Genomic DNA, 25,897 nt, shown 5'->3' with positions numbered 1-25,897 from the left:
CTCATGAAAATAAAAACCATTTTAACGCCAGTAGCCTGTGCTCTGCTGATGAGCTTTTCCGCCCATGCCGCTAACGCTGACAATTATAAAAACGTGATTAACCGTACTGGCGCGCCGCAGTACATGAAGGATTACGATTACGACGATCACCAGCGTTTTAATCCGTTTTTCGATCTCGGAGCCTGGCATGGTCATCTGTTGCCAGACGGCCCGAACACTATGGGCGGCTTTCCTGGCGTTGCGCTGCTGACGGAAGAATACATCAACTTTATGGCCAGCAATTTCGATCGCCTGACCGTCTGGCAAGACGGCAAGAAAGTCGATTTCACGCTGGAGGCATACAGTATTCCCGGCGCGCTGGTGCAAAAGTTGATATCGAAAGATGTACAGGTCGAAATGATTCTGCGCTTCGCCACGCCGCGCACATCACTACTGGAAACCAAAATCACCAGCGATAAACCGCTGGATCTGGTGTGGGATGGCGAACTGCTGGAAAAACTGGAAGCGAAAGAAGGGAAACCGCTTTCCGATAAAACCATTGCTGGCGAATACCCTGACTATCAGCGCAAAATCAGCGCCACCCGTGATGGCCTGAAAGTCACCTTTGGCAAAGTGCGCGCCACCTGGGATCTGCTGACCTCCGGTGAATCAGAATATCAGGTGCATAAATCCCTGCCAGTGCAGACTGAAATCAACGGCAATCGCTTTACCAGTAAGGCGCATATCAACGGTTCGACGACGCTCTATACCACCTACTCCCATCTGCTGACCGCTCAGGAAGTTAGCAAAGAGCAAATGCAGATCCGCGATATTCTGGCGCGTCCGGCGTTTTATCTCACCGCCTCGCAGCAACGCTGGGAAGAGTATCTGAAGAAAGGGTTAACCAATCCGGATGCGACGCCGGAACAGACGCGCGTCGCGGTGAAAGCCATCGAAACGCTCAACGGTAACTGGCGATCGCCGGGCGGTGCGGTGAAATATAACACCGTCACGCCGTCGGTGACCGGGCGCTGGTTCTCCGGCAATCAGACCTGGCCGTGGGATACCTGGAAGCAGGCGTTTGCGATGGCGCATTTCAATCCGGATATCGCCAAAGAGAATATCCGCGCGGTCTTCTCCTGGCAGATCCAGCCAGGCGACAGCGTGCGTCCGCAGGATGTGGGCTTTGTCCCCGACCTGATTGCGTGGAACCTTAGCCCCGAGCGTGGCGGCGATGGCGGCAACTGGAACGAACGCAATACCAAGCCCAGCCTTGCCGCCTGGTCGGTGATGGAAGTGTACAACGTCACCCAGGATAAAACCTGGCTGGCAGAGATGTACCCGAAACTGGTGGCCTATCACGACTGGTGGTTACGTAACCGCGATCATAACGGCAACGGCGTGCCGGAATATGGCGCGACCCGCGACAAAGCCCACAACACCGAGAGCGGCGAGATGCTGTTTACGGTGAAAAAAGGCGACAAAGAAGAGACGCGGTCTGGGCTGAACAACTACGCCCGCGTGGTGGAGAAAGGCCAGTACGACAGTCTGGAAATTCCGGCACAGGTTGCCGCGTCGTGGGAATCGGGTCGTGATGATGCCGCCGTTTTTGGGTTTATCGACAAGGAACAGTTGGATAAATATGTCGCTAACGGCGGCAAACGTAGCGACTGGACGGTGAAATTCGCCGAGAACCGCAGTCAGGACGGAACGTTGCTGGGCTACTCGCTATTGCAGGAGTCGGTGGATCAGGCCAGCTATATGTACAGCGATAACCATTATCTGGCGGAGATGGCGACGATTCTCGGTAAGCCGGAAGAGGCCAAACGCTATCGTCAGTTAGCACAACAGCTCGCGGACTACATCAACACTTGTATGTTCGACCCGACTACACAGTTCTACTATGACGTGCGTATTGAAGATAAACCGCTGGCGAACGGCTGCGCGGGCAAACCGATTGTTGAGCGCGGTAAAGGGCCAGAAGGCTGGTCGCCGCTGTTTAACGGTGCGGCAACGCAGGCCAACGCCGACGCGGTGGTGAAGGTGATGCTCGATCCTAAAGAGTTCAACACCTTTGTACCGCTGGGAACGGCAGCGTTAACCAACCCGGCTTTTGGCGCTGATATCTACTGGCGCGGGCGCGTATGGGTAGATCAGTTCTGGTTTGGTCTGAAAGGAATGGAGCGTTACGGTTATCGTGATGATGCCCTGAAACTGGCGGATACGTTCTTCCAGCATGCCAAAGGATTAACCGCCGATGGCCCAATTCAGGAGAATTACAACCCGCTGACTGGCGCACAGCAAGGCGCACCAAATTTCTCCTGGAGTGCCGCGCATTTGTATATGTTGTATAACGATTTTTTCCGTAAGCAGTAATTTTTCCCGATGCCGGACGACTGTATTACCGCCGTCCGGCATGACGAACGGGCGTATTCTTTTTGAATCCCATCACAAACCCCGCACTCCCCTTTTCCCTTTTCTCCGGCGACGGCTAAATTAGAACTCATCCGACCACATAACAATTATTTTACATACTGGACAATTTTATGAGCTATCCGTCGCTGTTTGCCCCGCTGGATTTAGGTTTTACCACGTTAAAAAACCGCGTGTTGATGGGCTCAATGCACACCGGGCTGGAGGAATACCCGGACGGCGCTGAACGGCTGGCAGCGTTTTATGCCGAACGCGCCCGTCACGGCGTGGCGTTGATTGTCAGCGGCGGTATCGCACCAGATTTAACAGGCGTTGGCATGGAAGGCGGTGCAATGCTCAATGACGCCAACCAGATCCCACACCATCGCACCATTACCGAAGCCGTACATCAGGAAGGCGGCAAAATCGCCCTGCAAATTTTGCATACCGGGCGCTACAGCTACCAACCGCATCTGGTCGCACCCTCCGCATTGCAGGCCCCCATCAACCGTTTCGTTCCTCACGAACTCACCCATGAAGAGATCCTGCAACTGATCGACGATTTCGCCCACTGCGCGCAATTGGCACGGGAGGCAGGATACGACGGTGTAGAGGTGATGGGGTCCGAAGGGTATTTGATCAACGAATTTCTGACGCTGCGCACCAATCAGCGTAGTGACCAGTGGGGCGGCGATTACCGCAACCGGATGCGGTTTGCCGTAGAAGTAGTGGGTGCGGTGCGCGAACGTGTCGGCAACGACTTCATTATTATCTACCGTTTGTCGATGCTCGACCTGGTCGAAGGCGGCGGTACTTTTGCCGAAACGGTAGAGCTGGCGCAGGCCATTGAAGCGGCGGGCGCAACGATTATCAACACCGGCATTGGCTGGCATGAAGCACGTATTCCGACCATTGCCACGCCCGTGCCGCGCGGCGCATTTAGCTGGGTCACGCGCAAACTGAAAGGCCACGTTTCGCTGCCGCTGGTGACCACCAACCGGATTAACGATCCGCAGGTTGCCGACGACATTCTCTCGCGCGGTGATGCGGACATGGTATCGATGGCGCGACCGTTTCTCGCTGATGCGGAGCTGCTGTCAAAAGCGCAATCGGGACGAGCCGATGAGATCAACACTTGTATTGGCTGCAACCAGGCCTGTCTCGATCAGATCTTCGTTGGCAAAGTCACCTCGTGCCTGGTGAATCCTCGCGCCTGCCATGAAACCAAAATGCCAATCCTTCCGGCCGTGCAGAAAAAAAATCTGGCGGTGGTCGGTGCGGGACCTGCTGGGCTGGCGTTTGCCATTAACGCGGCGGCGCGTGGGCATCAGGTAACATTGTTTGATGCGCACAGCGAGATCGGCGGGCAGTTTAATATCGCCAAACAGATCCCCGGCAAAGAGGAGTTTTACGAAACGCTGCGCTATTACCGCCGGATGATCGAAGTGACGGGTGTGACACTGAAACTTAATCACACCGTGACCGCAGATCAGTTAAAGGCGTTCGATGAAACGATCCTCGCCAGTGGGATCGTACCGCGCATTCCGCCCATCGACGGGATCGATCATCCGAAGGTGTTGAGTTATCTCGACGTACTGCGCGACAAAGCGCAGGTAGGCAACAAAGTTGCCATCATCGGTTGTGGCGGGATTGGTTTTGATACGGCGATGTATTTAAGTCAGCCGGGCGAATCCACCAGCCAGAATATCGCCGGGTTCTGTAATGAATGGGGGATCGACAGCAGCCTGCAACAGGCTGGTGGCTTAAGCCCGCAGGGAATGCAGATCCCGCGTAGCCCACGGCAGATTGTGATGCTCCAGCGCAAAGCCAGCAAACCGGGACAGGGGTTAGGCAAAACCACCGGCTGGATCCATCGCACCACCCTGCTCTCGCGCGGTGTGAAAATGATCCCAGGCGTAAGTTATCAGAAGATTGACGATGACGGGCTGCATGTGGTGATCAACGGCGAAACGCAGGTATTAGCAGTGGACAATGTGGTGATCTGCGCAGGGCAAGAGCCAAACCGCGCATTGGCGCAACCGCTGATTGATAGCGGGAAAACTGTGCATTTAATTGGCGGCTGCGATGTAGCTATGGAGCTGGACGCACGACGGGCAATTGCCCAGGGAACACGGCTGGCGCTGGAGATTTAAATTGTGCATTGAAGTGCCGGATGCGACGCTTGCCGCGTCTTATCCGACCTGGGGGTAATGTGCTGAACGTATGCCAGATAAGGCGTTTACGCCTTATCTGGCAGGTAGCTGCCAATCTTACCGACGACGCCCCAGCTTCACTGCTTTCAGCACCACAAATTTATTATTCGTGGCGATGGTGGTGCAGTTGCCGAAAATCTTCTTCAGTTTATGGAAGTAATCCAGGTGACGGTTGGCAACGATATACAGCTCGCCGTTGATTTTCAGGCAGCGGCGGGCATGGTGGAACATCTCCCAGGCGACGTTATCGGTCAGCGCATGTTGCTGATGAAACGGCGGGTTGCAGAGCACAGCATTAAAACGGAAAGGCTCCACGCCGGAGAGCGCGTTGTTGATCATAAACTCGCAGCGATCCAACGCCTCGGGCATGTTGGTTTCAACGTTCAAACGGCTGGAAGCAACCGCCATCGGCGATTCATCGACAAACACCACTTTCGCCTGCGGGTTTTTATCAAGCAGCGTCAGACCAATAACGCCATTACCGCAGCCGAGATCGACAATCTCACCCTCGAGATTCTCTGGCAGATGTTGCATAAAGAAGCGCGCGCCAATATCCAGCCCGGTGCGGGAGAAGACATTCGCATGGTTGTGGATAGTCCAGTCAGTACCTTCCAGTTTCCAGCTAACGGTCTGCGGCGCATCGGCCAGCGGCGGCTCGTTGAAAGTACAGTTAATTAAGCGTGCCTTCTTCCATGCCAGCGTGGTGGTAGTCGGGCCGAGCACTTTTTCGAACAGTTCCAGCGTGGAAGTGTGGATGTCACGGGCTTTGGCACCGGCAATAATACGTGTATCCGGCGTGACCACTTTGCGCAGCGCACGCAGTTGTTGTTCCAGCAATGCCAGTGTTTTCGGTACTTTGATCAGTACCACGCCCGGCTGTTGCGGGTAGTCGGCGGTGCTGTCGAGAAACTTCACGCTCGATTCATCAATCCCGTTGAGGCGTAAATTCTCGCGCGTGGCCAGTTCACTGATGTATGAGTCGCCAATGCTGTACGGCTTATGTTCCGCCAGCGCACAACTTAACGCACCAAAGGCATCATTCAGGATCAACACCGGGCCGCGGATTTCTGTGTCGTCCAACTGTTGCAGCAAATATTCATCCGCCGCTTCCCACGCCTGTAGCGGGTTAACGTCATCCGTCGCCGGAAAACGTTGTAGTGTCAGTGAACGGAAACCGTTGTCTAAGTGGCTCATCGGCCCTCCTGAATGATAAAATTTCGACGTTGCCCCTGAAAAGGGTGCGTGAGTATACCCTTTTTCTCTTTTTCGTGGGCGGTTATGAGCAATCTTACTTATCTTCAGGGTTATCCCGAGCAGCTACTTTCCCAGGTGCGAACGCTGATTAACGAACAGCGTCTGGGCGATGTGCTGGCAAAACGTTATCCGGGAACACACGACTACGCCACCGATAAAGCCCTCTGGCAATATACCCAGGATCTTAAAAATCAGTTTCTGCGCAATGCCCCGCCGATCAATAAAGTGATGTATGACAATAAGATCCACGTGCTGAAAAACGCGCTCGGATTACATACTGCCGTTTCGCGTGTGCAGGGCGGCAAGCTGAAAGCAAAAGCAGAGATCCGCGTCGCTACCGTGTTTCGCAACGCGCCGGAACCGTTTTTGCGCATGATCGTGGTGCACGAGCTGGCGCACCTGAAGGAGAAAGAGCATAACAAAGCGTTTTACCAGTTGTGCTGCCATATGGAGCCGCAGTACCACCAGCTTGAGTTCGACACCCGGCTGTGGCTAACGCAGTTGTCGCTTGGGCAGGACAAAATCTGAAAATGATGTCAGGCGTTATTTTTTCCTCCTTTAGCGCCTAAAATCGACCTCCCCCCTTTCGTTAAGGATAACGACCATGCTGCGCGCCTTTGCCCGCCTTCTTCTCCGTATTTGTTTTTCTCGCCGGACTCTAAAGCTTGGCTGTTTATTGTTGCTTATAGCAGGAGCGACCATTTTTATTGCCGATCGCGTTATGGTCAACGCCAGCAAGCAGCTGACCTGGAGCGATGTCAACGCCGTTCCGGCGCGGAACGTGGGTTTATTGCTGGGGGCGAGGCCGGGTAATCGCTACTTTACCCGACGTATTGATACCGCAGCAGCGTTGTACCACGCCGGAAAAGTGAAATGGCTATTGGTGAGCGGCGATAATGGACGTAAAAATTACGATGAAGCGTCAGGAATGCAGCAAGCCTTGATCGCTAAAGGCGTACCGGCAAAAGTGATCTTCTGCGACTATGCCGGATTCTCAACGCTTGATTCGGTGGTGCGTGCCAACAAGGTGTTTAGTGAAAATCATATCACCATTATCTCGCAAGAATTTCATAACCAACGCGCCATCTGGCTGGCAAAACAGTATGGTATCGATGCTATCGGTTTTAACGCGCCAGACCTCAATATGAAGCACGGTTTATATACTCAACTGCGGGAAAAACTTGCCAGAGTCAGCGCGGTGATTGATGCGAAAATCCTCCATCGCCAGCCGAAATATCTCGGGCCGTTGGTTATGATTGGGCCGTTTAGTGAGCATGGCTGTCCGGCGAAAGAATAATGCGTATCTGCGCACGTCGAAGATAAAAAAGGCGTGCTACAGTGACGAGAGAATCCCTTTATGGAGTATCCACGCGTTATGATACGTTTCGCTGTGATTGGTACGAACTGGATCACTCGCCAGTTCGTCGAGGCCGCCCATGAGAGCGGTAAATACAAGTTAACCGCCGTTTATTCCCGCAGTCTTGAACAGGCCCAGCACTTCGCCAATGATTTTTCTGTCGAGCATCTGTTTACGTCGCTGGAAGCGATGGCAGAAAGCGATGCCATTGACGCGGTGTATATTGCCAGCCCGAATTCCCTGCACTTTTCCCAGACACAACTTTTCCTTAGTCACAAAATTCATGTGATTTGCGAGAAACCGCTGGCGTCAAATCTGGCGGAAGTGGATGCCGCCATTGCCTGTGCGCGGGAAAATCAGGTGGTGCTGTTTGAGGCATTTAAAACGGCCTACCTGCCGAACTTTCATTTGCTGCGCCAGGCGCTGCCGAAAGTCGGCAAACTGCGTAAAGTCTTTTTCAACTATTGCCAGTATTCCTCGCGGTATCAGCGTTACCTGGACGGAGAGAATCCCAACACCTTTAATCCGACATTCTCTAACGGTTCAATTATGGATATCGGCTTTTACTGCCTGGCGTCGGCGGTGGCATTATTCGGTGAACCGAAAAGCGTGCAGGCAACCGCCAGTTTGCTGGCAAGCGGTGTGGATGCCCACGGCGTGGTGGTGATGGATTACGGTGATTTCAGCGTTACGTTGCAGCACTCAAAAGTGAGCGATTCTGTCCTGGCAAGCGAGATTCAGGGCGAAGCGGGATCGCTGGTGATTGAAAAACTGTCTGAATGCCAGAAAGTTTGCTTTGTACCGCGTGGCAGCCAGATGCAGGATCTCACCCAGCCACAGCATATTAATACCATGCTCTACGAAGCAGAGCTGTTCGCTACCCTGGTGGATGAGCATCTGGTGAATCATCCAGGGCTGGCGGTCAGTCGTATCACCGCCAAACTGCTGACTGAGATCCGCCGCCAGACTGGGGTGATTTTTCCGGCAGATAACGTAAAACTATAATTGCCAAAGTAAAACAGTGTAAAAGGTATGTAACAGACCATTGACTGACTGAATGGTCTGTCATACTTTGTTACCTGCAAAGGGGAGTAACTTCATTGTCGGTCGATCGTCATTACGATGTGTGAAAAACCACATCCGGTCACCGGGCAACCCGAAAGGAATACGCAGACGTATTCCTTTTTTGTTGTAAGTGAGACCTTGCCGGAAGGCGAGGTCTATGCATAAAAAGCAGCGGCTGATGTCTTCCGACGTTGGCCGTTTTTTTATGTGTAAGGAACTTCTATGAATACTGTCGGCACGCCGTTGCTATGGGGCGGATTCGCTGTTGTTGTCACCATTATGCTGGCTATCGACCTGTTGTTGCAGGGGCGTCGTGGGGCACATGCCATGACCATGAAACAGGCTGCGGCCTGGTCGCTGGTCTGGGTGACGCTGTCGTTACTGTTTAACGCCGCTTTCTGGTGGTATCTGGTGCAAACCGAAGGTCGCGCCGTTGCCGATCCACAGGCACTGGCCTTTCTCACGGGTTATCTGATTGAGAAATCGCTGGCGGTCGATAACGTCTTTGTCTGGCTGATGTTGTTCAGCTATTTCTCTGTTCCGGCGGCATTACAACGCCGCGTGCTGGTGTATGGCGTACTCGGGGCGATTGTTCTGCGTACCATCATGATCTTCACTGGTAGCTGGCTGATTTCACAGTTCGACTGGATCTTGTATATCTTCGGTGCCTTCCTGCTGTTTACCGGCGTGAAGATGGCGCTCGCCCATGAAGATGAATCAGGCATTGGCGACAAGCCGCTGGTGCGCTGGCTACGCGGTCATTTGCGCATGACCGACACCATCGACAACGAGCATTTCTTTGTGCGTAAGAATGGTTTGTTGTATGCCACGCCGCTGATGCTGGTGCTGATTCTGGTGGAGTTGAGCGACGTGATTTTCGCCGTGGATAGTATTCCGGCTATCTTCGCCGTGACCACCGATCCGTTTATTGTGCTGACCTCAAACCTGTTTGCGATCCTCGGCCTGCGTGCGATGTATTTCCTGCTGGCAGGTGTGGCAGAGCGTTTCTCGATGCTCAAATATGGTCTGGCGGTGATTCTGGTGTTTATCGGTATCAAGATGCTGATTGTCGACTTCTACCATATTCCGATCGCTGTCTCGCTGGGCGTGGTGTTTGGCATTCTGGTGATGACGTTTATTATCAACGCCTGGGTGAATTATCGGCATGATAAGCAGCGGGTAGAATAATTTTTAATCTGCCTAAGCCGTGTACTCTGTCATCAACATGAGCACCGTTTTCTCCCTCTCCCCAAAAGGGGCGAGGGGACTGACCGAGTACTTTTTTGACGTTGTCATCAGTCTGGAAGCCGCACGTTGGGCTTTATTTTCATGTCAAACAAATGTAACCATTAAGTTGCGAAATATGACTTCTCTTTAAAATCCAGCATATTTCGCTTCCCGAAGCTGTAACTTTCCTTATACTCGACCTTGCAAACACTTTGTTACATCCTGAAAGATGCGTCGACAGAACGCACCAGGGATGTGCGACAACACAATGAAAGGATCGAAAAATGACTACGCAACATTCACCGGGGCTATTCCGGCGTCTGGCTCATGGCAGCCTGGTAAAACAAATCCTGGCCGGCCTTATTCTGGGGATTCTTCTGGCATGGATCTCAAAACCCGCGGCGGAAGCTGTTGGTCTGTTAGGTACTTTGTTCGTCGGCGCACTGAAAGCCGTTGCCCCCATCCTGGTGTTGATGCTGGTAATGGCATCTATTGCTAACCACCAGCACGGGCAGAAAACCAATATCCGCCCTATTTTGTTCCTCTATCTGCTGGGCACCTTCTCTGCTGCTCTGGCCGCAGTAATCTTCAGTTTTGCCTTCCCTTCTACCCTGCACTTGTCCAGTAGCGCGGGTGATATTTCGCCGCCGTCAGGCATTGTAGAAGTGATGCGCGGGCTGGTAATGAGCATGGTTTCCAACCCCATTGACGCGCTGCTGAAAGGTAACTATATCGGGATCCTGGTGTGGGCAATTGGCCTCGGTTTCGCACTGCGTCACGGTAACGAAACCACCAAAAACCTGGTCAACGATATGTCGAATGCCGTTACCTTTATGGTGAAACTGGTGATTCACTTCGCACCGATCGGTATTTTTGGTCTGGTTTCTTCTACCCTGGCAACCACCGGTTTCTCCACGCTGTGGGGCTACGCGCAACTGCTGGTGGTACTGGTTGGCTGTATGCTGCTGGTGGCGCTGGTGGTTAACCCACTGCTGGTATGGTGGAAAATTCGTCGTAACCCGTTCCCGCTGGTGCTGCTGTGCCTGCGCGAAAGCGGCGTGTATGCCTTCTTCACCCGCAGCTCTGCGGCGAACATTCCGGTGAATATGGCGCTGTGTGAAAAGCTGAATCTGGATCGCGATACCTATTCCGTTTCTATTCCGCTGGGAGCCACCATCAATATGGCGGGCGCAGCAATCACCATTACCGTGTTGACGCTGGCTGCGGTTAATACGCTGGGTATTCCGGTTGATCTGCCCACAGCGCTGCTGTTGAGCGTAGTGGCTTCTCTGTGTGCCTGTGGCGCATCCGGCGTGGCGGGGGGGTCTCTGTTGCTGATCCCACTGGCCTGTAATATGTTCGGTATTTCGAACGATATCGCCATGCAGGTGGTTGCTGTCGGCTTTATTATCGGCGTATTGCAGGACTCCTGTGAAACCGCGCTGAACTCGTCAACTGACGTGCTGTTCACTGCGGCAGCTTGCCAGGCGGAAGACGATCGTCTGGCAAATAGCGCCCTGCGTAACTAATACTTAGCCCCTTTCGTCTACGGCGGAAGGGGTTTTCTCCACTTTAAACGGATCAATTCCCCTTCTCTGCATACGCCAGAAACGAATGATATTCAGGCCATTCATCAGCAGAAAACTGCCTTCAATCATCGTGCCGCCTATCGACCCCGCCCAGAAGTTGTGAATCACCCAGCAACACGTTGAAAACCACATTACGCAGCGCATGGTCAGCCCTTTACAGCGGAACAGCGCCCAGGTACTGACAATCGTGCCGATTACCGGCAATAGTTCGACAGGATGATGGAACTTCGCGAGGCCAATTCCGCCAGTCAGCACAATAAAAATCGCCATTACCCATAAGCTGCGCGTGCGTAAGGTAATCAATGTACGAATGGCATTAAGGATGGCACTGGCACCGGCAGGATAGGTGCCCAGAAGAAAAAAATGTACGCCAATAACGGCGCTATAGACCGAAAGTTGCTTTTTGAAGCGACGTTCGTCACGATTGAAAAATGTTGTGATACCAATCAGAAAGGCGATGACACCCACGCCCTGGGCCAGCCAATACGCGGTCATGATAAATCCTTAGCAGGTATGGAAAAGCAAACGGCGCTTCACATTATGAAACGCCGTTTTTTATTAACAACTCATTTCGACTTTATAGCGTTACGCCGCTTTTGAAGATCGCCAGTTCGCGGAAGTCGTTACGCTCGTTGCAGGTTTGTTTACCATTGGCAAACTCAACGATGGTGTCGATAAATTCTTCCAGCAACTGCGGCATCGCTTTACCGTGGATCAGCTGACCCGCGTCAAAGTCGATCCAGTGTTTTTTCTTCGCCGCCAGTTCACTGTTGGTGGCGATTTTCACCGTCGGCACAAATCCACCATACGGCGTACCACGACCAGTACTGAACAGCACCATATGGCAGCCCGCACCCGCCAGGGCGCTGGTCGCTACGGCATCGTTACCCGGCGCACTTAACAAGTTCAGCCCCGGCGTTTTCAGACGCTCGCCGTAACGCAGCACGTCAACCACGACACTGGTACCCGCTTTCTGGGTACAGCCAAGTGATTTGTCTTCCAGCGTGGTGATACCGCCTGCTTTGTTCCCCGGTGATGGGTTTTCGTAGATCGGCTGGTCATGGGCAATAAAGTACTGCTTGAAGTCATTGACCATGGTGACCAGTTTTTCAAACGTTGCTTCGTCGCGACAATGGTCCATCAGCAACTGCTCTGCGCCAAACATCTCCGGCACTTCGGTCAGTACGGTAGTACCGCCGTTAGCAATCACGTAGTCAGAGAAACGCCCCAGCATCGGGTTAGCAGTAATACCAGAAAGACCGTCAGAACCACCGCACTCCAGACCAAACTTCAGTTCGCTGAGTTTGCCCGGCTCGCGTTTATCGTTGCGCATCACGCTATACAGCTGATGCAAATGCGCGATCCCGGCCTCGATTTCATCATCCTGCTGTTGGCAGATCATGAAATGAACGCGTTCAGGATCGATATCGCCCAACGTTTCACGGAATGCGGCAACCTGGTTGTTTTCACAGCCCAGACCAATCACCAGCACTGCGCCCGCGTTCGGGTGGCGCACCATGTTTTGCAGCATGGTGCGAGTATTGATGTGATCGTCGCCCAGTTGTGAGCAGCCGTAGGTGTGGCTGAAGAGGAACACGCCGTCGGTACCTTCAGCGTTGTTGGTCTCTTTCAGGAAACGATTTTGGATCTGCCGCGCGATGCCGTTGACACAGCCCACGGTTGGCAGGATCCACAGCTCATTACGCACCCCGACATCGCCGTTAGCGCGACGATAGATCTGCACTTCACGATCTGCCGCTTGCGCAGGCAGATCCTGAAAATCAGGTTGATAGCGATACTGATCCAGATCGCTCAGATTCGTGCGCGTATTGTGGGCGTGAACGTGTTCCCCCGCTGCAATATCCGCCAATGCATAACCAATCGGCAGGCCATATTTAATGACGTTGGCCCCTTTTGCGATATCCGTTAACGCAAATTTATGTCCACGAGCAACATCCTGGCGCAGCGTAACAGTCTGGTTATCGACACTGACTTCTGTGCCTTCAGCCAAATCCGCTAAAGCAACCGCGACGTTATCCAGCGCATGGATCTTGATGTATTGCATATCAACCCCAGACCTTAGTTCAGTTCAATGGCGAAGTAGTCACGCGCATTGTTAAAGCAAATATTTTTCACCATCTCGCCCAGCAGGTTGATGTCCGCCGGTGCTTCGCCTGCTTCCACCCAGCGACCGATCATTTGGCACAGAATGCGGCGGAAGTATTCGTGACGGGTGTATGACAGGAAGCTACGGCTGTCAGTCAGCATGCCGACAAAGCGGCTCAGCAGACCGAGCTGCGCCAGTTGGGTCATCTGACGTTCCATACCGTCTTTCTGGTCGTTAAACCACCAGCCGGAACCGAACTGCATTTTGCCCGGCATACCTTCGCCCTGGAAGTTACCGATCATGGTGCCCAGCACTTCGTTATCGCGCGGGTTCAGGCAGTAGAGAATGGTTTTCGGCAGCAGGTTTTCTTCATTCTGCTTGCTCAGCAGCTTAGACAGCTCTTCCGCCATCGGACGGTCGTTGATGGAGTCAAAGCCGACATCCGGCCCCAGCAGTTTAAACTGACGCAGGTTGTTATTACGCAGTGCGCCAATGTGGTACTGCTGTACCCAGCCGCGACGTGCATATTCGGCACCAAGGAACACCAGCACCGCAGTTTTGAACTGTGCCACTTCGTGCTCGCTCAGGGTTTCGCCTGCCAGACGGCGCGCGAGGATGCTGTCCAGTTCCGCTTCGTTCGCTTCAGCAAACATCACCACATCCAGCGCGTGGTCAGACACTTTACAGCCGTGAGCGGCGAAGTGATCCAGACGTTTAGTCAGGGCAGTTTGCAGGTCAGCAAAGCGGCGAATGTCGGTATCGGAAACTTCGCCCAGCTTCGCCATGTAGTCGTTAAAGGTCGCCTGTTCAATGTTAAAGGCTTTGTCCGGACGCCAGCTCGGCAGCACTTTAATGGTGAAAGAGCCGTCTTTGGCGATCTCTGCGTGATGCTCCAGAGAATCGATCGGGTCATCGGTGGTGCCGACCATTTTCACGTTCATCTGCTGCATGATGCCGCGTGCAGAGAAATTATCCTGCGCCAGCAGTTCGTTACATTCGTTCCAGATTTCATCGGCAGTTGACGGAGAAAGCAATTTGCCAGTGATACCAAACGGACGACGCAGTTCGAGGTGCGTCCAGTGGTATAACGGGTTGCCGATAGTGTGCGGAACAGTCGCCGCCCAGGCGTCAAATTTTTCACGGTCAGACGCATCACCGGTGCACAGACGCTCGGCCACACCGTTGGTACGCATAGCGCGCCATTTGTAGTGATCGCCCTTCAACCAGATGTCATACAGGTTTTTAAAACGATAGTCTTCCGCAATCTGCTGCGGCGGCAAATGGCAATGGTAATCGAAAATCGGCTGGTCTTTTGCGTAGTCGTGATACAGACGGCGGGCAAATTCAGTATCTAACAGGAAATCTTCAGTCATAAACGGAGTCATTTTCGTCTTCCTCTCAACGAGTGAGCTAGCTTGCTTATGGTGCGATGCTGACAAAGTTATCACACCAATTTCCAGAGTCCGAAGATATTTTCGTGAGTTAGATCAATAAACGTAGTTAAAAAAATTACTCTCAAAGTGGTAAATCTCGCTGCAGGCCGCGCCAGTACTGGCCTCGCCGTCGTCAGGTAATGTCCCTACAAATATTCGCACATTTGTGATGGCTCTCACCTTTTAAAGTTGTATGACAAGTTATCTTTCTGCCGTCGCAAATCATAAGTCGACGGAATGCAAATTGCCGATTCATTCATTTGTTAGATGAATCGGGTTAACCGGTACGGAAGCCGAATTAGCACGAAACTTTCATGGCAACGTTCGGGGCGTGCCGGTTTTTTTTCGGTTACCCGGTCGTAACTAACATCTTCAGCCTCTGGCGGGATGATGGCCGCGCTTCCTGCGGATATAACAAAACGATGAGGTTTTACATGCGTAAAATTAAAGGGTTACGTTGGTATATGATCGCACTGGTGACGCTCGGCACCGTGCTTGGTTACCTGACGCGTAACACTGTGGCGGCAGCTGCGCCAACTCTGATGGAAGAGTTAAACATCTCCACCCAACAGTATTCCTATATCATCGCAGCGTATTCTGCTGCTTATACGGTCATGCAACCGGTAGCGGGTTATGTACTGGATGTGCTGGGTACGAAAATCGGTTATGCAATGTTTGCTGTACTGTGGGCCGTGTTCTGTGGTGCAACTGCGCTGGCAGGTAGTTGGGGTGGCCTGGCGGTTGCTCGTGGTGCGGTCGGTGCCGCGGAAGCCGCGATGATTCCGGCGGGTCTGAAAGCCAGCTCCGAATGGTTCCCGGCGAAAGAGCGTTCCATCGCGGTAGGTTACTTTAACGTAGGTTCTTCGATTGGTGCGATGATTGCGCCGCCGCTGGTGGTATGGGCAATCGTGATGCACAGCTGGCAGATGGCATTTATCATCTCCGGTGCGTTGAGCTTTATCTGGGCGATGGCATGGCTGATTTTCTATAAACATCCGCGCGACCAGAAACATCTGACCGATGAAGAACGCGACTACATTATTAATGGTCAGGAAGCCCAGCACCAGGTTGACACAGCGAAGAAAATGTCCGTTGGTCAGATCCTGCGCAACCGTCAGTTCTGGGGTATCGCGCTGCCGCGCTTCCTGGCAGAACCGGCATGGGGTACTTTTAACGCGTGGATCCCGCTGTTCATGTTTAAAGTTTACGGCTTTAACCTGAAAGAGATCGCGATGTTTGCCTGGATGCCGATGCTGTTTGCTGACCTCGGTTGTATCCTCGGTGGTTACCTGCCGCCGCTGTTCCAGCGTTGGTTTGGTGTGAACCTGATCGTTTCCCGTAAGATGGTCGTAACGCTGGGTGCGGTGCTGATGATTGGCCCGGGTATGATCGGTCTGTTCACCAACCCGTATGTCGCGATTATGCTGCTGTGTATCGGTGGTTTTGCTCACCAGGCACTGTCTGGCGCACTGATTACGCTCTCGTCTGACGTGTTCGGTCGTAACGAAGTGGCGACGGCGAACGGTTTAACCGGGATGTCCGCATGGCTGGCAAGTACGCTGTTTGCACTGGTAGTCGGTGCACTGGCTGACACCATCGGCTTCAGCCCGCTGTTCGCAGTTCTGGCAGTGTTCGACCTGTTAGGTGCGCTGGTTATCTGGACCGTGTTGCAGAACAAACCGGCGATTGAGGTGGCGCAGGAATCACATAACGATCCCGCACCGCAACATTAAGGCTTCGTGTAAGTTTTAGTTTCCCTTCAAAGCCGCCTTCTCAGGCGGCTTTTTCATCACTGCGAGTAGAGCTAAACTCGCAAAAGTGGTATAACAAATATAGTCTGCCGTATCATGCCTGGAGCGCATATGGAAATCACTGAACCACGCCGTTTGTATCAACAACTTGCCGCTGATCTGAAAGAGCGCATCGAACAGGGCGTCTATCTGGTGGGTGATAAACTGCCTGCCGAACGCTTTATTGCCGATGAAAAAAACGTCAGCCGCACCGTGGTTCGTGAAGCCATCATCATGCTGGAAGTTGAAGGCTATGTCGAAGTGCGTAAAGGTTCAGGTATTCATGTGGTTTCCAACCAGCCTCGCCATCAGCAGGCGGCTGACAATAATATGGAATTCGCCAATTACGGTCCGTTTGAGTTGCTCCAGGCTCGCCAGCTCATCGAAAGTAATATTGCCGAGTTCGCGGCAACTCAGGTAACGAAACAGGACATCATGAAATTGATGGCCATCCAGGAGCAGGCGCGCGGCGAACAATGCTTCCGTGATTCCGAGTGGGATTTGCAGTTCCATATTCAGGTAGCCCTGGCGACGCAGAACTCCGCCCTGGCGGCTATCGTTGAAAAAATGTGGACCCAGCGTAGTCATAACCCGTACTGGAAAAAACTGCACGAACACATTGATGCCCGTACCGTCGATAACTGGTGTGATGACCACGATCAAATCCTCAAGGCGCTGATTCGCAAAGATCCTCATGCTGCTAAGCTGGCAATGTGGCAGCACCTGGAAAACACCAAGATCATGTTATTTAACGAAACCAGCGACGATTTCGAGTTCAATGCCGACCGCTATCTGTTCGCCGAAAACCCGGTGGTGCATCTCGATACAGCCACCAGCGGCAGTAAATGAAATTCCTGTCCGACAGGCGCTACAGTGCGCCTGTTTGTCTCGTCGGTAAGCGAAAAGTATAAAGTGTCAGCCTGTGTAAATCCTCTCGCCTCCCTCCCCTGCATTCAGCAAAATCAGACTCCACGGACATGTAATTTTGATAACGAACAACGTTGACCTTTGTTACAATTAGATTCAATTTGAATTTATGCTTTTGAATGCTTTCTTATCTCACGATTTAACAGGGAATAGTTCAGGCTGTGTTGATGTATCAAACCCGCAGAACATACCAAGACAGCAATAACATTGCGGTAGTGCATCATTTAAAACCAGCGTGGCGTTAACCGATTCACCAGGAATAATGAATGGAACTTTTGACCCAATTGCTGCAAGCCCTGTGGGCGCAGGATTTTGAAACCCTGGCCAATCCGTCGATGATTGGCATGTTGTATTTTGTCTTGTTTGTCATTTTGTTCCTTGAAAACGGCTTGCTTCCGGCGGCCTTTTTACCGGGCGACAGTTTACTGGTACTGGTCGGCGTATTGATTGCGAAAGGCGCGATGGGCTATCCGCAAACGATTCTGCTGCTGACCGTTGCCGCCAGCCTCGGTTGCTGGGTCAGCTATATTCAGGGGCGATGGCTGGGCAATACCCGCACCGTACAAAACTGGCTATCTCATTTACCCGCGCATTATCATCAACGCGCACACCATCTTTTTCATAAACACGGTTTATCGGCGCTGTTAATTGGTCGCTTTATTGCGTTTGTCAGAACACTGCTGCCGACGATTGCCGGGTTATCAGGGCTGAATAACGCGCGCTTTCAGTTCTTCAACTGGATGAGTGGTCTGCTGTGGGTGTTGATCCTGACAACTCTGGGTTACATGCTCGGCAAAACGCCGGTATTTTTAAAGTACGAGGACCAGCTGATGTCATGCCTGATGCTGCTCCCGGTGGTGCTGCTGGTGTTTGGCCTGGCAGGTTCTCTGGTCGTGTTATGGAAAAAGAAATATGGAAATCGGGGGTAAGGGATGCAAATACCTCGCATGTCACTTCGCCAGCTAGCCTGGTCCGGCGCTGTTTTACTTCTGGTCAGCACACTATTGCTGGCCTGGTCCGCGGTTCGCCAGCAAGAGTCTACGCTGGCGATTCGTGCCGTTCATCAAGGGACAACGATGCCAGACGGTTTTTCAATCTGGCATCACCTTGACGCTCACGGCATTCCTTTCAAAAGTATCACCCCCAAAAACGACACTCTGTTAATTACCTTTGACTCCAGCGACCAGAGCGCCGCCGCAAAAGCGGTCCTCGACAGAACATTGCCCCATGGCTACATCATTGCGCAGCAGGACAATAACAGTCAGGCTATGCAGTGGCTGACCCGGTTGCGGGATAACTCTCATCGCTTCGGATAACTTCCTGTTATCCGAAACAGATCACTCACTTTGGTGATTTCACCGTAACTGTCTATGATTAATGAGGCGGTGGTTAACACTACCGCTTCGTTGTCTGGACAATCGTTCCTTTGTAATAGGTCCGAATCACAATGGAAGGTTCAAGAATGAAATACCGCATCGCTTTAGCTGTTTCTCTCTTTGCTCTTAGTGCCGGTAGTTATGCCACTACCCTGTGTCAGGAAAAGGAGCAAAATATCCTTAAGGAGATCAGCTATGCCGAAAAACACCAAAACCAGAATCGTATTGACGGTCTGAATAAAGCCCTGAGTGAAGTCCGGGCCAACTGTTCAGATAGCCAGCTGCGTGCCGATCATCAGAAGAAAATCGCAAAGCAGAAAGATGAGGTGGCGGAACGCCAGCAAGATTTAGCCGAGGCGAAGCAAAAAGGCGATGCAGATAAGATTGCCAAACGCGAACGGAAACTGGCAGAAGCGCAGGAAGAGCTGAAAAAGCTGAAAGCGCGCGACTACTAACTCACAATAGTCACTACTTACTCACCTGGAGAAAACTATGTCGAAAGAACACACTACGGAACATCTGCGTGCTGAGTTGAAATCCCTTTCCGATACGCTGGAAGAGGTGCTTAGCTCATCTGGCGAGAAGTCAAAAGAAGAGTTGAGTAAGATTCGTAGCAAAGCGGAGCAGGCACTGAAACAGAGCCGTTATCGCCTGGGTGAAACCGGTGATGCCATTGCCAAACAAACCCGTGTCGCGGCGGCGCGTGCCGATGAGTATGTGCGTGAAAATCCGTGGACGGGCGTGGGCATTGGCGCAGCAATCGGTGTAGTGCTCGGCGTTCTGCTGTCGCGTCGTTAATTATGGCGGACACTCATCACGCGCAAGGGCCCGGTAAAAGCGTTCTGGGCATCGGGCAGCGAATTGTTTCCATCATGGTTGAAATGGTGGAGACACGTCTGCGGCTGGCGGTGGTGGAGCTGGAAGAGGAAAAAGCGAATCTCTTTCAACTTTTACTGATGCTGGGCCTGACGATGCTTTTCGCTGCATTTGGTCTTATGAGCCTGATGGTGCTAGTTATCTGGGCGGTTGATCCGCAATATCGCCTGAATGCGATGATTGCCACCACCGTGGTGTTGCTGCTACTGGCACTGATTGGCGGCATCTGGACGTTACGTAAATCGCGTAAGTCTACGTTGCTGCGCCACACGCGCCATGAGCTGGCAAACGATCGGCAGCTGCTCGAGGAGGAGTCCCGTGAGCAGTAAAGTCGAACGTGAACGACGTAAGGCGCAACTGCTTAGCCAGATCCAGCAACAACGGCTGGATCTTTCCGCCAGTCGTCGTGAATGGCTGGAGGCAACAGGCGCTTACGATCGTCGCTGGAATATGCTGTTGAGTCTGCGCTCCTGGGCGCTGGTTGGCAGTAGCGTGATGGCTATCTGGACGATTCGCCATCCTAATATGCTGGTCCGCTGGGCCAGACGCGGTTTTGGTGTATGGAGCGCCTGGCGTCTGGTGAAAACAACCCTCAAGCAACAACAGCTTCGCGGTTAACTTCCTCTCTGGCCGGAGAAATTCCGGCCTTATCCCTCAAATTTTTTGAAAATATTTGACAGTTTTCCTTGCTAACAATCACGCTTCGTCACGTTTATGATTCTCTCCATCGACAGCAACGACGCTAATAGCGCGCCCTTGCACAAAAAAACAATCAGCAGCCTGAGCGGCGCAGTGGAGAGTATGATGAAAAAATTAGAAGATGTTGGTGTACTGGTAGCGCGTATTTTAATGCCGATTCTGTTTATTACGGCAGGCTGGGGAAAAATTACTGGCTACGCGGGTACCCAACAATATATGGAAGCAATGGGCGTCCCCGGCTTTATGCTGCCGCTGGTGATTCTGCTTGAGTTTGGTGGTGGTCTGGCAATCCTGTTCGGTTTCCTGACACGTACCACAGCCCTGTTTACTGCGGGCTTTACGCTGCTGACGGCATTTTTATTTCACAGCAACTTTGCAGAAGGCATGAACTCGCTGATGTTTATGAAAAACCTGACTATTTCTGGCGGATTCCTGCTGCTGGCAATTACCGGTCCAGGCGCATTCAGCATCGACCGCCTGCTGAATAAAAAGTGGTAAGCACGCGCTATACTTAACGATAAAAAACGAGGGGGAAGCTCCTCGTTTTTGCTATTGGAGGATAGAAAAATGGGTCAACTGATTGACGGCGTCTGGCATGACACCTGGTACGATACCAAATCCACCGGCGGTAAATTTCAACGTTCAGCTTCCGCATTTCGTAACTGGCTCACTGCCGATGGCGCGCCAGGCCCCACTGGCAAAGGCGGTTTTGCCGCAGAGAAAGATCGTTATCATCTCTATGTTTCACTCGCCTGCCCGTGGGCACACCGCACGCTGATCATGCGTAAGCTCAAAGGACTGGAACCGTTTATTTCCGTTTCCGTAGTGAACCCGCTGATGCTGGAAAACGGCTGGACCTTTGATGACAGTTTTCCGGGAGCAACCGGCGACACGCTCTATCAACATGAATTTCTGTATCAGCTTTATCTCCACGCCGATCCACACTACAGCGGACGAGTGACTGTTCCCGTGCTGTGGGACAAAAAAAACCACACCATCGTCAGCAACGAATCAGCAGAAATCATACGCATGTTCAATACCGCGTTTGATGCGCTGGGTGCGAAAGCTGGAGATTACTACCCACCAGCCCTGCAACCGAAAATTGACGAACTTAACGGCTGGATTTACGACACCGTTAACAATGGCGTGTATAAAGCCGGTTTTGCCACCAGCCAGCAAGCCTACGACGAGGCGGTGGCGAAAGTGTTTGAATCGCTGGCGCGACTGGAACAGATTTTAGGTCAGCACCGTTACCTGACCGGCAACCAGCTAACCGAAGCCGATATTCGCCTGTGGACCACGCTGGTGCGTTTTGATCCAGTGTATGTGACCCACTTCAAGTGTGATAAGCACCGCATCAGCGATTACCTGAATCTGTATGGCTTCCTGCGCGATATCTACCAGATGCCGGGAATTGCCGAAACAGTCAATTTCGATCACATCCGTAATCATTACTTCCGCAGCCATAAGACCATCAATCCTACGGGGATTATTTCAATTGGTCCGTGGCAGGATCTCGATGAACCGCATGGACGAGATGTTCGCTTCGGTTAAAAAAAGGCACCTTACGAGGTGCCTCTGATAATTAGCTAAGTACGTGTTGTTCATATCGGATGCGGCGTAAACGCCTTATCAAACCTACAAAACATTTATATTCAATATGTTGCAATGACCGCGCAGGCCAGATAAGCGTAGCGCATCTGGCAATTTTGCGCTTGCCCTTATCCTTCACAGCGCCTTATTAATTCATCGCGATAATATTTACTGCCATTTCATTCACGTCTATTCTTAATTTGCTGCTTTAAAAACAAGTGATTGAGCAAAATTGAGGCAAAAATGGACTGGTATCTGAAAGTACTAAAAAATTATGTCGGTTTCCGGGGTCGTGCGCGGCGCAAAGAGTACTGGATGTTTATTCTGGTCAACATCATCTTTACGTTCGTGCTGGGGCTACTGGATAAAATGTTAGGCTGGCAACGTGCCGGTGGCGAAGGCATCCTGACGACAATCTACGGTATTCTGGTGTTTTTACCATGGTGGGCAGTTCAGTTCCGCCGCCTGCACGACACCGACCGCTCGGCGTGGTGGGCACTGCTATTCTTAATCCCGTTCATCGGCTGGCTTATTATCATCGTCTTTAACTGCCAGGCGGGTACGCCAGGCGAAAACCGCTTTGGACCAGATCCGAAACTGGAACAAGAATAATAATTAAGCACCTTGTAAAAGGTGCTTAATCGATTATTTTCCGCTAAAAAGTTTGGGAATTTCCCGCAGACACCAGGATTTCGCCTCCCCCATACTGTCACGACGCCAGGCCATAATAATATCGATCTCGCTGGTCGATTCCGGGCTGACGACACGCAACCGCCCTTCCGCAATATCTTTTTCGACCATCGGATACGGCATCGTCGCCACGCCAAGCCCCGCCAGTAATGCCTGACGTTTATCTTCAATCGTGCTCACCGTTAAGCGCGGCTGTTTGTCCAGCAACTGTACGGTCAACACCGGGCGCTCACGAGCGGTATCCGCCACCGCAATTCCACGATATTTCACGCGCGTCACTTCAGATAACGGTTCCGGCTCCTGATGAATCGGGTGATCCGGCGCGGCAACATAGACGTTCATTAAGGTATAGAGTTTGCGCGAGTTGATCTCCGACGAGGAACGAAAATGCATATCCGGCGCGATAACGATATCCGCCCGCCCCTGCTCCAGCCGTTCCCACGCCCCCGCCAGCACTTCGGTGATGATTGCCAGTTGGGTATTGGCTTTTGCCGCCAGTTTGTCGATTAACGGGAAAAAGGCAGGTGTCGGTACCAGCGCCTCGGTCACAATGGTGAGATGCGTTTCCCAACCACGCGCGAGGGCTTCCGCATCGGTAGTCAGTTTATCTGCGGCTTCCAGCAAAACGCGCCCTCGTTCCAGCAACATCCTCCCGACATTGGTGAATTTGGTGCGATGGCCCGAGCGGTCAAACAGCACCACATCCAGCTCTTCTTCCAGTTTTTGCATGGTGTAGCTAAGTGCGGAAGGCACGCGTCCCAGCTCATCCGCCGCCGCCGCAAAACTGCCCCGGCGATCGATCGCATCCATAACCCGTAGTGCTTCCAGCGTTAATGCCCTTTCTTTGGCCATTTCGTTCTCATTCAGGAAATTTGAACATACCGGGCAGAATATCTGGCTAACAATGTAGCGTCCAGCCCCTTACCATAAAAGGAAGTAAAGAGAGGTCAAGAATTATGATTACTACCCGAACTGCCAGGCAGTGTGGACAAGCAGACTACGGATGGTTGCAGGCCCGGTATACTTTTTCCTTTGGACACTACTTCGACCCGAAATTGTTAGGCTATGCCTCCCTGCGCGTGCTTAACCAGGAAGTGCTGGCCCCAGGTGCCGCCTTTCAGCCGCGAACCTATCCCAAAGTCGATATTTTAAATGTGATTCTGGATGGAGAAGCTGAGTATCGCGACAGCGAAGGCAATCATGTTCAGGCCAGCGCTGGTGAGGCGTTGCTGCTCTCTACCCAGCCGGGTGTCAGCTATAGCGAACACAATCTCAGCAAAGACAAATCGTTAACGCGAATGCAACTTTGGCTGGATGCCTGCCCACAACGAGAGAATCCGCTGATTCAAAAACTAGCGCTTAATATGGACAAGCAGCAATTAATCGCCTCGCCAGAAGGTGGGATGGGAAGCCTGCAATTGCGCCAGCAAGTATGGCTGCATCATATTGTGCTCGACAAAGGCGAAAGTGCGAATTTCCAGTTGCATGGGCCACGCGCGTATTTGCAATCGATTCACGGGCAATTTCATGCACTTACGCATCATGAAGAGAAAGCGGCGCTGACCTGCGGTGATGGGGCGTTTATTCGTGACGAGGCTAACATTACGCTGGTTGCCGATTCCCCACTGCGCGCTTTGCTGATAGATTTGCCTGTCTAGTTGTTTTTACAGGGAGATGATGATGAGTAAAAAATCGGCCAAAAAGCGTCAGCCAGTGAAGCCCGTGGTGGCGAAAGAACCTGCTCGCACCGCCAAAAATTTTGGCTATGAAGAGATGTTGAGCGAGCTGGAAGCCATCGTCGCGGATGCTGAAACGCGTTTAGCCGAGGATGAAGCTACCGCGTAAAGACAGGTGCCGGATGCGGCGTAAACGCCTTATCCGGCCTACAAAACCCAACAACATCAACAAATTGTGCAATTCGTAGGCCAGATAAGACGCGCCAGCATCGCATCCGGCACGATACCCAAAACTGGCGTTTATCTGGCCTTGCTCGCCATAATCTCGATAATCTGCCGATCCGTTTGCTGCATCGAATGGCTTGCTAACGCACACAGGTTGGCAATCGACTGCTCAACATCATGCGCCACAATCCCTTCATTGCCGGTCACGGCGGTATCATCCAGCGCCATTAACACCGCTTTCCACGCAGCCGAAGCACTGGTCGAAACCTTCATCGCGCAGCTGTTCGATGCACCATCGCAAATCATGCCACTGACATCGCCGATCATACTGCTGATCGCCATCGAGATGGTTTCATAACGCCCATCCACCAGCCATGCCATCCCGGCAGCGGCCCCCATTGCTGCGGTCGTTGCGGCACACAGCGCAGACAAACGCGGTAACTGGTTATGGATGTAAATCGCGCTCAAATGCGAAAGCATCAGCGCACGCGCCAGCCGTTCATCATCCGCTCCGAAGTGTTCTGCTACCACCACCACGGGCATTGTTGCGGTGATCCCCTGGTTACCCGAGCCGGAGTTACTCATTGCCGGAAGCGTAGCGCCGCCCATACGCGCATCGGATGCCGCGCTGGTACGAATCACAATGGATGAAGAGAGATCTTTCGCCAGCAAACCGCGCGCGCACTGTTTTTCCAGCGTCGCACCAATATGCAGCCCCCAGTTACCGCTCAAACCTTCCTGCGATAACGCACAATTTAACTTCGCAGAATCGAGAATAAAGCGGATCGCCGCAAACGGGACTTCATTGACGAACTTCAGGATCTCAGCCAGCGTCGTCCTGGAAAGCACCGTCAGCGGCGACTCTTGCTCGCCCTCTGTCACACACGCCTGCTGGGTAAACACCACACCATTGTGCGTCTCAATATGCACAATGTTGGTATGCCCGCCGACGATGGTGACACACGCCCACTTCTCACCGTTCCAGACTTTGGCGCGTGAGAAGAGGATTTCATCGCAAGGTTCCTGGATCTTAACTGAGACTTTCCCCGCCGCCAGCAGTGCTTTGGCATCGGAAATTGCCTGCGCAGTTGCGTCTTTCAGCACTTCCAGCCCGGCGTTAGCATTTCCACCTAACGCTCCCAGCGCCGCCGCAATTGGCAGCCCCACCATTCCTGTACCAGGAACGGTGACACCCAGACCGTTCTTCATCAGATTTGGCGAAACCCAGGCTTCTACACGTTCAACCGGACCTTCCAGTTCAGCCGCAGCAACCGCCGCCGCCAGCGCCAGTGAAATCGGTTCAGTACACCCCAGCGCCGGTTTTACTTCCTCCTGAACGGCGAGGATGTAACGCTGCCATAACGGATTTAAAGTCGAATCAAACATATTAAAAACCTTAAAATTTCAGG

27 protein-coding genes are annotated in these 25,897 nt (G+C 52.5%); 21 read left to right on the top strand and 6 right to left on the bottom strand.

Features of this window, described 5'->3' with window-relative positions; translation table 11 throughout:
* The first annotated feature begins 3 nt into the window (after positions 1–3).
* Both ygjK and fadH read left to right on the top strand, forming a co-directional pair.
* On the top strand, positions 4–2,355 hold the full coding sequence (gene ygjK / locus EAS44_RS03985; RefSeq protein WP_000695435.1) for an alpha-glucosidase: 2,352 nt from the start codon (positions 4–6) through the stop codon (positions 2,353–2,355).
* Between the two features lie 170 nt (positions 2,356–2,525).
* Complete coding sequence (gene fadH / locus EAS44_RS03980) at positions 2,526–4,544, top strand: NADPH-dependent 2,4-dienoyl-CoA reductase (protein WP_000121408.1); 2,019 nt, start codon at positions 2,526–2,528, stop codon at positions 4,542–4,544.
* A 117-nt stretch (positions 4,545–4,661) separates the two neighbouring features.
* On the opposite strand, the gene rlmG is transcribed toward fadH, so the two are convergent.
* A complete protein-coding gene (gene rlmG / locus EAS44_RS03975; protein ID WP_000018671.1) occupies positions 4,662–5,798 on the bottom strand; it encodes a 23S rRNA (guanine(1835)-N(2))-methyltransferase RlmG in 1,137 nt (378 codons plus the stop codon).
* A gap of 84 nt (positions 5,799–5,882) precedes the next feature.
* Between rlmG and ygjP the strand changes: the two genes are divergently transcribed.
* The 5 genes from ygjP to sstT all read left to right on the top strand — a co-directional run bounded on the left by ygjP (position 5,883) and on the right by sstT (position 11,036).
* Positions 5,883–6,386 carry a M48 family metallopeptidase gene (gene ygjP / locus EAS44_RS03970; RefSeq protein ID WP_001295542.1) on the top strand — a complete coding sequence of 168 codons (504 nt, stop codon included), beginning with the start codon at positions 5,883–5,885 and terminating at the stop codon, positions 6,384–6,386.
* Between the two features lie 76 nt (positions 6,387–6,462).
* Positions 6,463–7,155, top strand: coding sequence for a vancomycin high temperature exclusion protein (ygjQ, locus tag EAS44_RS03965; protein ID WP_000942562.1), 693 nt, complete (start codon positions 6,463–6,465; stop codon positions 7,153–7,155).
* A gap of 78 nt (positions 7,156–7,233) precedes the next feature.
* Positions 7,234–8,220, top strand: a complete 987-nt coding sequence (gene ygjR, locus EAS44_RS03960; RefSeq protein ID WP_001350723.1) for a Gfo/Idh/MocA family protein — start codon at positions 7,234–7,236, stop codon at positions 8,218–8,220.
* 282 nt (positions 8,221–8,502) lie between these two features.
* On the top strand, positions 8,503–9,468 hold the full coding sequence (alx, locus tag EAS44_RS03955; protein WP_001098826.1) for a TerC family membrane protein Alx: 966 nt from the start codon (positions 8,503–8,505) through the stop codon (positions 9,466–9,468).
* 323 nt (positions 9,469–9,791) lie between these two features.
* The gene (sstT, locus tag EAS44_RS03950; protein ID WP_000211386.1) at positions 9,792–11,036 is read left to right on the top strand and encodes a serine/threonine transporter SstT; all 1,245 of its coding nucleotides are present in this window, start codon (positions 9,792–9,794) and stop codon (positions 11,034–11,036) included.
* Positions 11,037–11,039: 3 nt separating this feature from the next.
* On the opposite strand, the gene ygjV is transcribed toward sstT, so the two are convergent.
* From ygjV to uxaC, 3 genes are all read right to left on the bottom strand, one after another.
* A complete protein-coding gene (gene ygjV, locus EAS44_RS03945) occupies positions 11,040–11,591 on the bottom strand; it encodes a YgjV family protein (RefSeq protein WP_000128143.1) in 552 nt (183 codons plus the stop codon).
* 82 nt (positions 11,592–11,673) lie between these two features.
* Positions 11,674–13,161 (bottom strand): altronate dehydratase, encoded by a 1,488-nt coding sequence (gene uxaA, locus EAS44_RS03940; RefSeq protein WP_001199373.1) that lies wholly within the window; start codon positions 13,159–13,161, stop codon positions 11,674–11,676.
* Positions 13,162–13,175: 14 nt separating this feature from the next.
* Positions 13,176–14,588 (bottom strand): glucuronate isomerase, encoded by a 1,413-nt coding sequence (uxaC, locus tag EAS44_RS03935; protein ID WP_000187442.1) that lies wholly within the window; start codon positions 14,586–14,588, stop codon positions 13,176–13,178.
* Positions 14,589–15,070: 482 nt separating this feature from the next.
* Between uxaC and exuT the strand changes: the two genes are divergently transcribed.
* From exuT to EAS44_RS03880, 12 genes are all read left to right on the top strand, one after another.
* Positions 15,071–16,369 (top strand): hexuronate transporter ExuT, encoded by a 1,299-nt coding sequence (gene exuT, locus EAS44_RS03930; RefSeq protein ID WP_001298326.1) that lies wholly within the window; start codon positions 15,071–15,073, stop codon positions 16,367–16,369.
* 129 nt (positions 16,370–16,498) lie between these two features.
* Positions 16,499–17,275 carry a transcriptional regulator ExuR gene (gene exuR, locus EAS44_RS03925; protein WP_000406487.1) on the top strand — a complete coding sequence of 259 codons (777 nt, stop codon included), beginning with the start codon at positions 16,499–16,501 and terminating at the stop codon, positions 17,273–17,275.
* Positions 17,276–17,514: 239 nt separating this feature from the next.
* The gene (locus tag EAS44_RS25330; RefSeq protein WP_212734101.1) at positions 17,515–17,598 is read left to right on the top strand and encodes a hypothetical protein; all 84 of its coding nucleotides are present in this window, start codon (positions 17,515–17,517) and stop codon (positions 17,596–17,598) included.
* A 21-nt stretch (positions 17,599–17,619) separates the two neighbouring features.
* Positions 17,620–18,282, top strand: coding sequence for a DedA family general envelope maintenance protein YqjA (gene yqjA, locus EAS44_RS03920; protein ID WP_000422149.1), 663 nt, complete (start codon positions 17,620–17,622; stop codon positions 18,280–18,282).
* A gap of 3 nt (positions 18,283–18,285) precedes the next feature.
* On the top strand, positions 18,286–18,669 hold the full coding sequence (gene mzrA, locus EAS44_RS03915) for an EnvZ/OmpR regulon moderator MzrA (protein WP_001166764.1): 384 nt from the start codon (positions 18,286–18,288) through the stop codon (positions 18,667–18,669).
* A gap of 146 nt (positions 18,670–18,815) precedes the next feature.
* Entirely contained in the window at positions 18,816–19,184 is a 369-nt protein-coding gene (yqjC, locus tag EAS44_RS03910; RefSeq protein ID WP_001298323.1) for a DUF1090 family protein YqjC, read from the top strand.
* A gap of 37 nt (positions 19,185–19,221) precedes the next feature.
* A complete protein-coding gene (yqjD, locus tag EAS44_RS03905) occupies positions 19,222–19,527 on the top strand; it encodes a DUF883 family protein (protein ID WP_000031415.1) in 306 nt (101 codons plus the stop codon).
* Positions 19,528–19,529: 2 nt separating this feature from the next.
* Entirely contained in the window at positions 19,530–19,934 is a 405-nt protein-coding gene (yqjE, locus tag EAS44_RS03900) for a phage holin family protein (RefSeq protein ID WP_000785725.1), read from the top strand.
* Positions 19,924–20,223 carry a YqjK-like family protein gene (gene yqjK / locus EAS44_RS03895; RefSeq protein WP_000096086.1) on the top strand — a complete coding sequence of 100 codons (300 nt, stop codon included), beginning with the start codon at positions 19,924–19,926 and terminating at the stop codon, positions 20,221–20,223. Before yqjE ends, yqjK begins: the two co-directional genes overlap by 11 nt.
* Before the next feature lie 186 nt (positions 20,224–20,409).
* On the top strand, positions 20,410–20,802 hold the full coding sequence (yqjF, locus tag EAS44_RS03890) for a DoxX family protein (RefSeq protein WP_000732237.1): 393 nt from the start codon (positions 20,410–20,412) through the stop codon (positions 20,800–20,802).
* Positions 20,803–20,871: 69 nt separating this feature from the next.
* Entirely contained in the window at positions 20,872–21,858 is a 987-nt protein-coding gene (gene yqjG / locus EAS44_RS03885; RefSeq protein ID WP_000531180.1) for a glutathionyl-hydroquinone reductase YqjG, read from the top strand.
* A gap of 282 nt (positions 21,859–22,140) precedes the next feature.
* The gene (locus EAS44_RS03880) at positions 22,141–22,509 is read left to right on the top strand and encodes a DUF805 domain-containing protein (protein WP_001314179.1); all 369 of its coding nucleotides are present in this window, start codon (positions 22,141–22,143) and stop codon (positions 22,507–22,509) included.
* A gap of 33 nt (positions 22,510–22,542) precedes the next feature.
* Here EAS44_RS03880 and yhaJ read toward each other — a convergent pair whose 3' ends face one another.
* Positions 22,543–23,439 carry a DNA-binding transcriptional regulator YhaJ gene (yhaJ, locus tag EAS44_RS03875; RefSeq protein ID WP_001041010.1) on the bottom strand — a complete coding sequence of 299 codons (897 nt, stop codon included), beginning with the start codon at positions 23,437–23,439 and terminating at the stop codon, positions 22,543–22,545.
* Positions 23,440–23,543: 104 nt separating this feature from the next.
* On the opposite strand from yhaJ, the gene yhaK reads away from it, so the two are divergent.
* Positions 23,544–24,245, top strand: coding sequence for a pirin family protein (gene yhaK, locus EAS44_RS03870; protein WP_000633583.1), 702 nt, complete (start codon positions 23,544–23,546; stop codon positions 24,243–24,245).
* Between the two features lie 22 nt (positions 24,246–24,267).
* On the top strand, positions 24,268–24,432 hold the full coding sequence (gene yhaL, locus EAS44_RS03865; RefSeq protein ID WP_001295544.1) for a protein YhaL: 165 nt from the start codon (positions 24,268–24,270) through the stop codon (positions 24,430–24,432).
* Positions 24,433–24,563: 131 nt separating this feature from the next.
* Here yhaL and cyuA read toward each other — a convergent pair whose 3' ends face one another.
* On the bottom strand, positions 24,564–25,874 hold the full coding sequence (gene cyuA / locus EAS44_RS03860) for a cysteine desulfidase (protein WP_000460529.1): 1,311 nt from the start codon (positions 25,872–25,874) through the stop codon (positions 24,564–24,566).
* Positions 25,875–25,897: the final 23 nt, after the last annotated feature.

The organism is Escherichia coli DSM 30083 = JCM 1649 = ATCC 11775, assembly GCF_003697165.2.
In the GTDB taxonomy this organism is placed as follows: domain Bacteria; phylum Pseudomonadota; class Gammaproteobacteria; order Enterobacterales; family Enterobacteriaceae; genus Escherichia; species Escherichia coli.
Note: the sequence above shows the minus strand (reverse complement) of the source record. Positions and strands in the feature narration are given on the sequence as shown.

Coding starts and splice junctions, on each gene's coding strand:
- yhaK (WP_000633583.1), top strand. CDS start 23,544: ATGATTACTACCCGAACTGCCAGGCAGTGTGGACAAGCAGACTACGGA.
- cyuA (WP_000460529.1), bottom strand. CDS start 25,874: ATGTTTGATTCGACTTTAAATCCGTTATGGCAGCGTTACATCCTCGCC.
- alx (WP_001098826.1), top strand. CDS start 8,503: ATGAATACTGTCGGCACGCCGTTGCTATGGGGCGGATTCGCTGTTGTT.
- ygjP (WP_001295542.1), top strand. CDS start 5,883: ATGAGCAATCTTACTTATCTTCAGGGTTATCCCGAGCAGCTACTTTCC.
- ygjV (WP_000128143.1), bottom strand. CDS start 11,591: ATGACCGCGTATTGGCTGGCCCAGGGCGTGGGTGTCATCGCCTTTCTG.
- yqjF (WP_000732237.1), top strand. CDS start 20,410: ATGAAAAAATTAGAAGATGTTGGTGTACTGGTAGCGCGTATTTTAATG.
- yqjE (WP_000785725.1), top strand. CDS start 19,530: ATGGCGGACACTCATCACGCGCAAGGGCCCGGTAAAAGCGTTCTGGGC.
- yhaJ (WP_001041010.1), bottom strand. CDS start 23,439: ATGGCCAAAGAAAGGGCATTAACGCTGGAAGCACTACGGGTTATGGAT.
- ygjK (WP_000695435.1), top strand. CDS start 4: ATGAAAATAAAAACCATTTTAACGCCAGTAGCCTGTGCTCTGCTGATG.
- exuR (WP_000406487.1), top strand. CDS start 16,499: ATGGAAATCACTGAACCACGCCGTTTGTATCAACAACTTGCCGCTGAT.
- exuT (WP_001298326.1), top strand. CDS start 15,071: ATGCGTAAAATTAAAGGGTTACGTTGGTATATGATCGCACTGGTGACG.
- EAS44_RS03880 (WP_001314179.1), top strand. CDS start 22,141: ATGGACTGGTATCTGAAAGTACTAAAAAATTATGTCGGTTTCCGGGGT.
- yqjG (WP_000531180.1), top strand. CDS start 20,872: ATGGGTCAACTGATTGACGGCGTCTGGCATGACACCTGGTACGATACC.
- yqjC (WP_001298323.1), top strand. CDS start 18,816: ATGAAATACCGCATCGCTTTAGCTGTTTCTCTCTTTGCTCTTAGTGCC.
- uxaC (WP_000187442.1), bottom strand. CDS start 14,588: ATGACTCCGTTTATGACTGAAGATTTCCTGTTAGATACTGAATTTGCC.
- rlmG (WP_000018671.1), bottom strand. CDS start 5,798: ATGAGCCACTTAGACAACGGTTTCCGTTCACTGACACTACAACGTTTT.
- yhaL (WP_001295544.1), top strand. CDS start 24,268: ATGAGTAAAAAATCGGCCAAAAAGCGTCAGCCAGTGAAGCCCGTGGTG.
- mzrA (WP_001166764.1), top strand. CDS start 18,286: ATGCAAATACCTCGCATGTCACTTCGCCAGCTAGCCTGGTCCGGCGCT.
- sstT (WP_000211386.1), top strand. CDS start 9,792: ATGACTACGCAACATTCACCGGGGCTATTCCGGCGTCTGGCTCATGGC.
- uxaA (WP_001199373.1), bottom strand. CDS start 13,161: ATGCAATACATCAAGATCCATGCGCTGGATAACGTCGCGGTTGCTTTA.
- ygjQ (WP_000942562.1), top strand. CDS start 6,463: ATGCTGCGCGCCTTTGCCCGCCTTCTTCTCCGTATTTGTTTTTCTCGC.
- yqjA (WP_000422149.1), top strand. CDS start 17,620: ATGGAACTTTTGACCCAATTGCTGCAAGCCCTGTGGGCGCAGGATTTT.
- fadH (WP_000121408.1), top strand. CDS start 2,526: ATGAGCTATCCGTCGCTGTTTGCCCCGCTGGATTTAGGTTTTACCACG.
- yqjD (WP_000031415.1), top strand. CDS start 19,222: ATGTCGAAAGAACACACTACGGAACATCTGCGTGCTGAGTTGAAATCC.
- ygjR (WP_001350723.1), top strand. CDS start 7,234: ATGATACGTTTCGCTGTGATTGGTACGAACTGGATCACTCGCCAGTTC.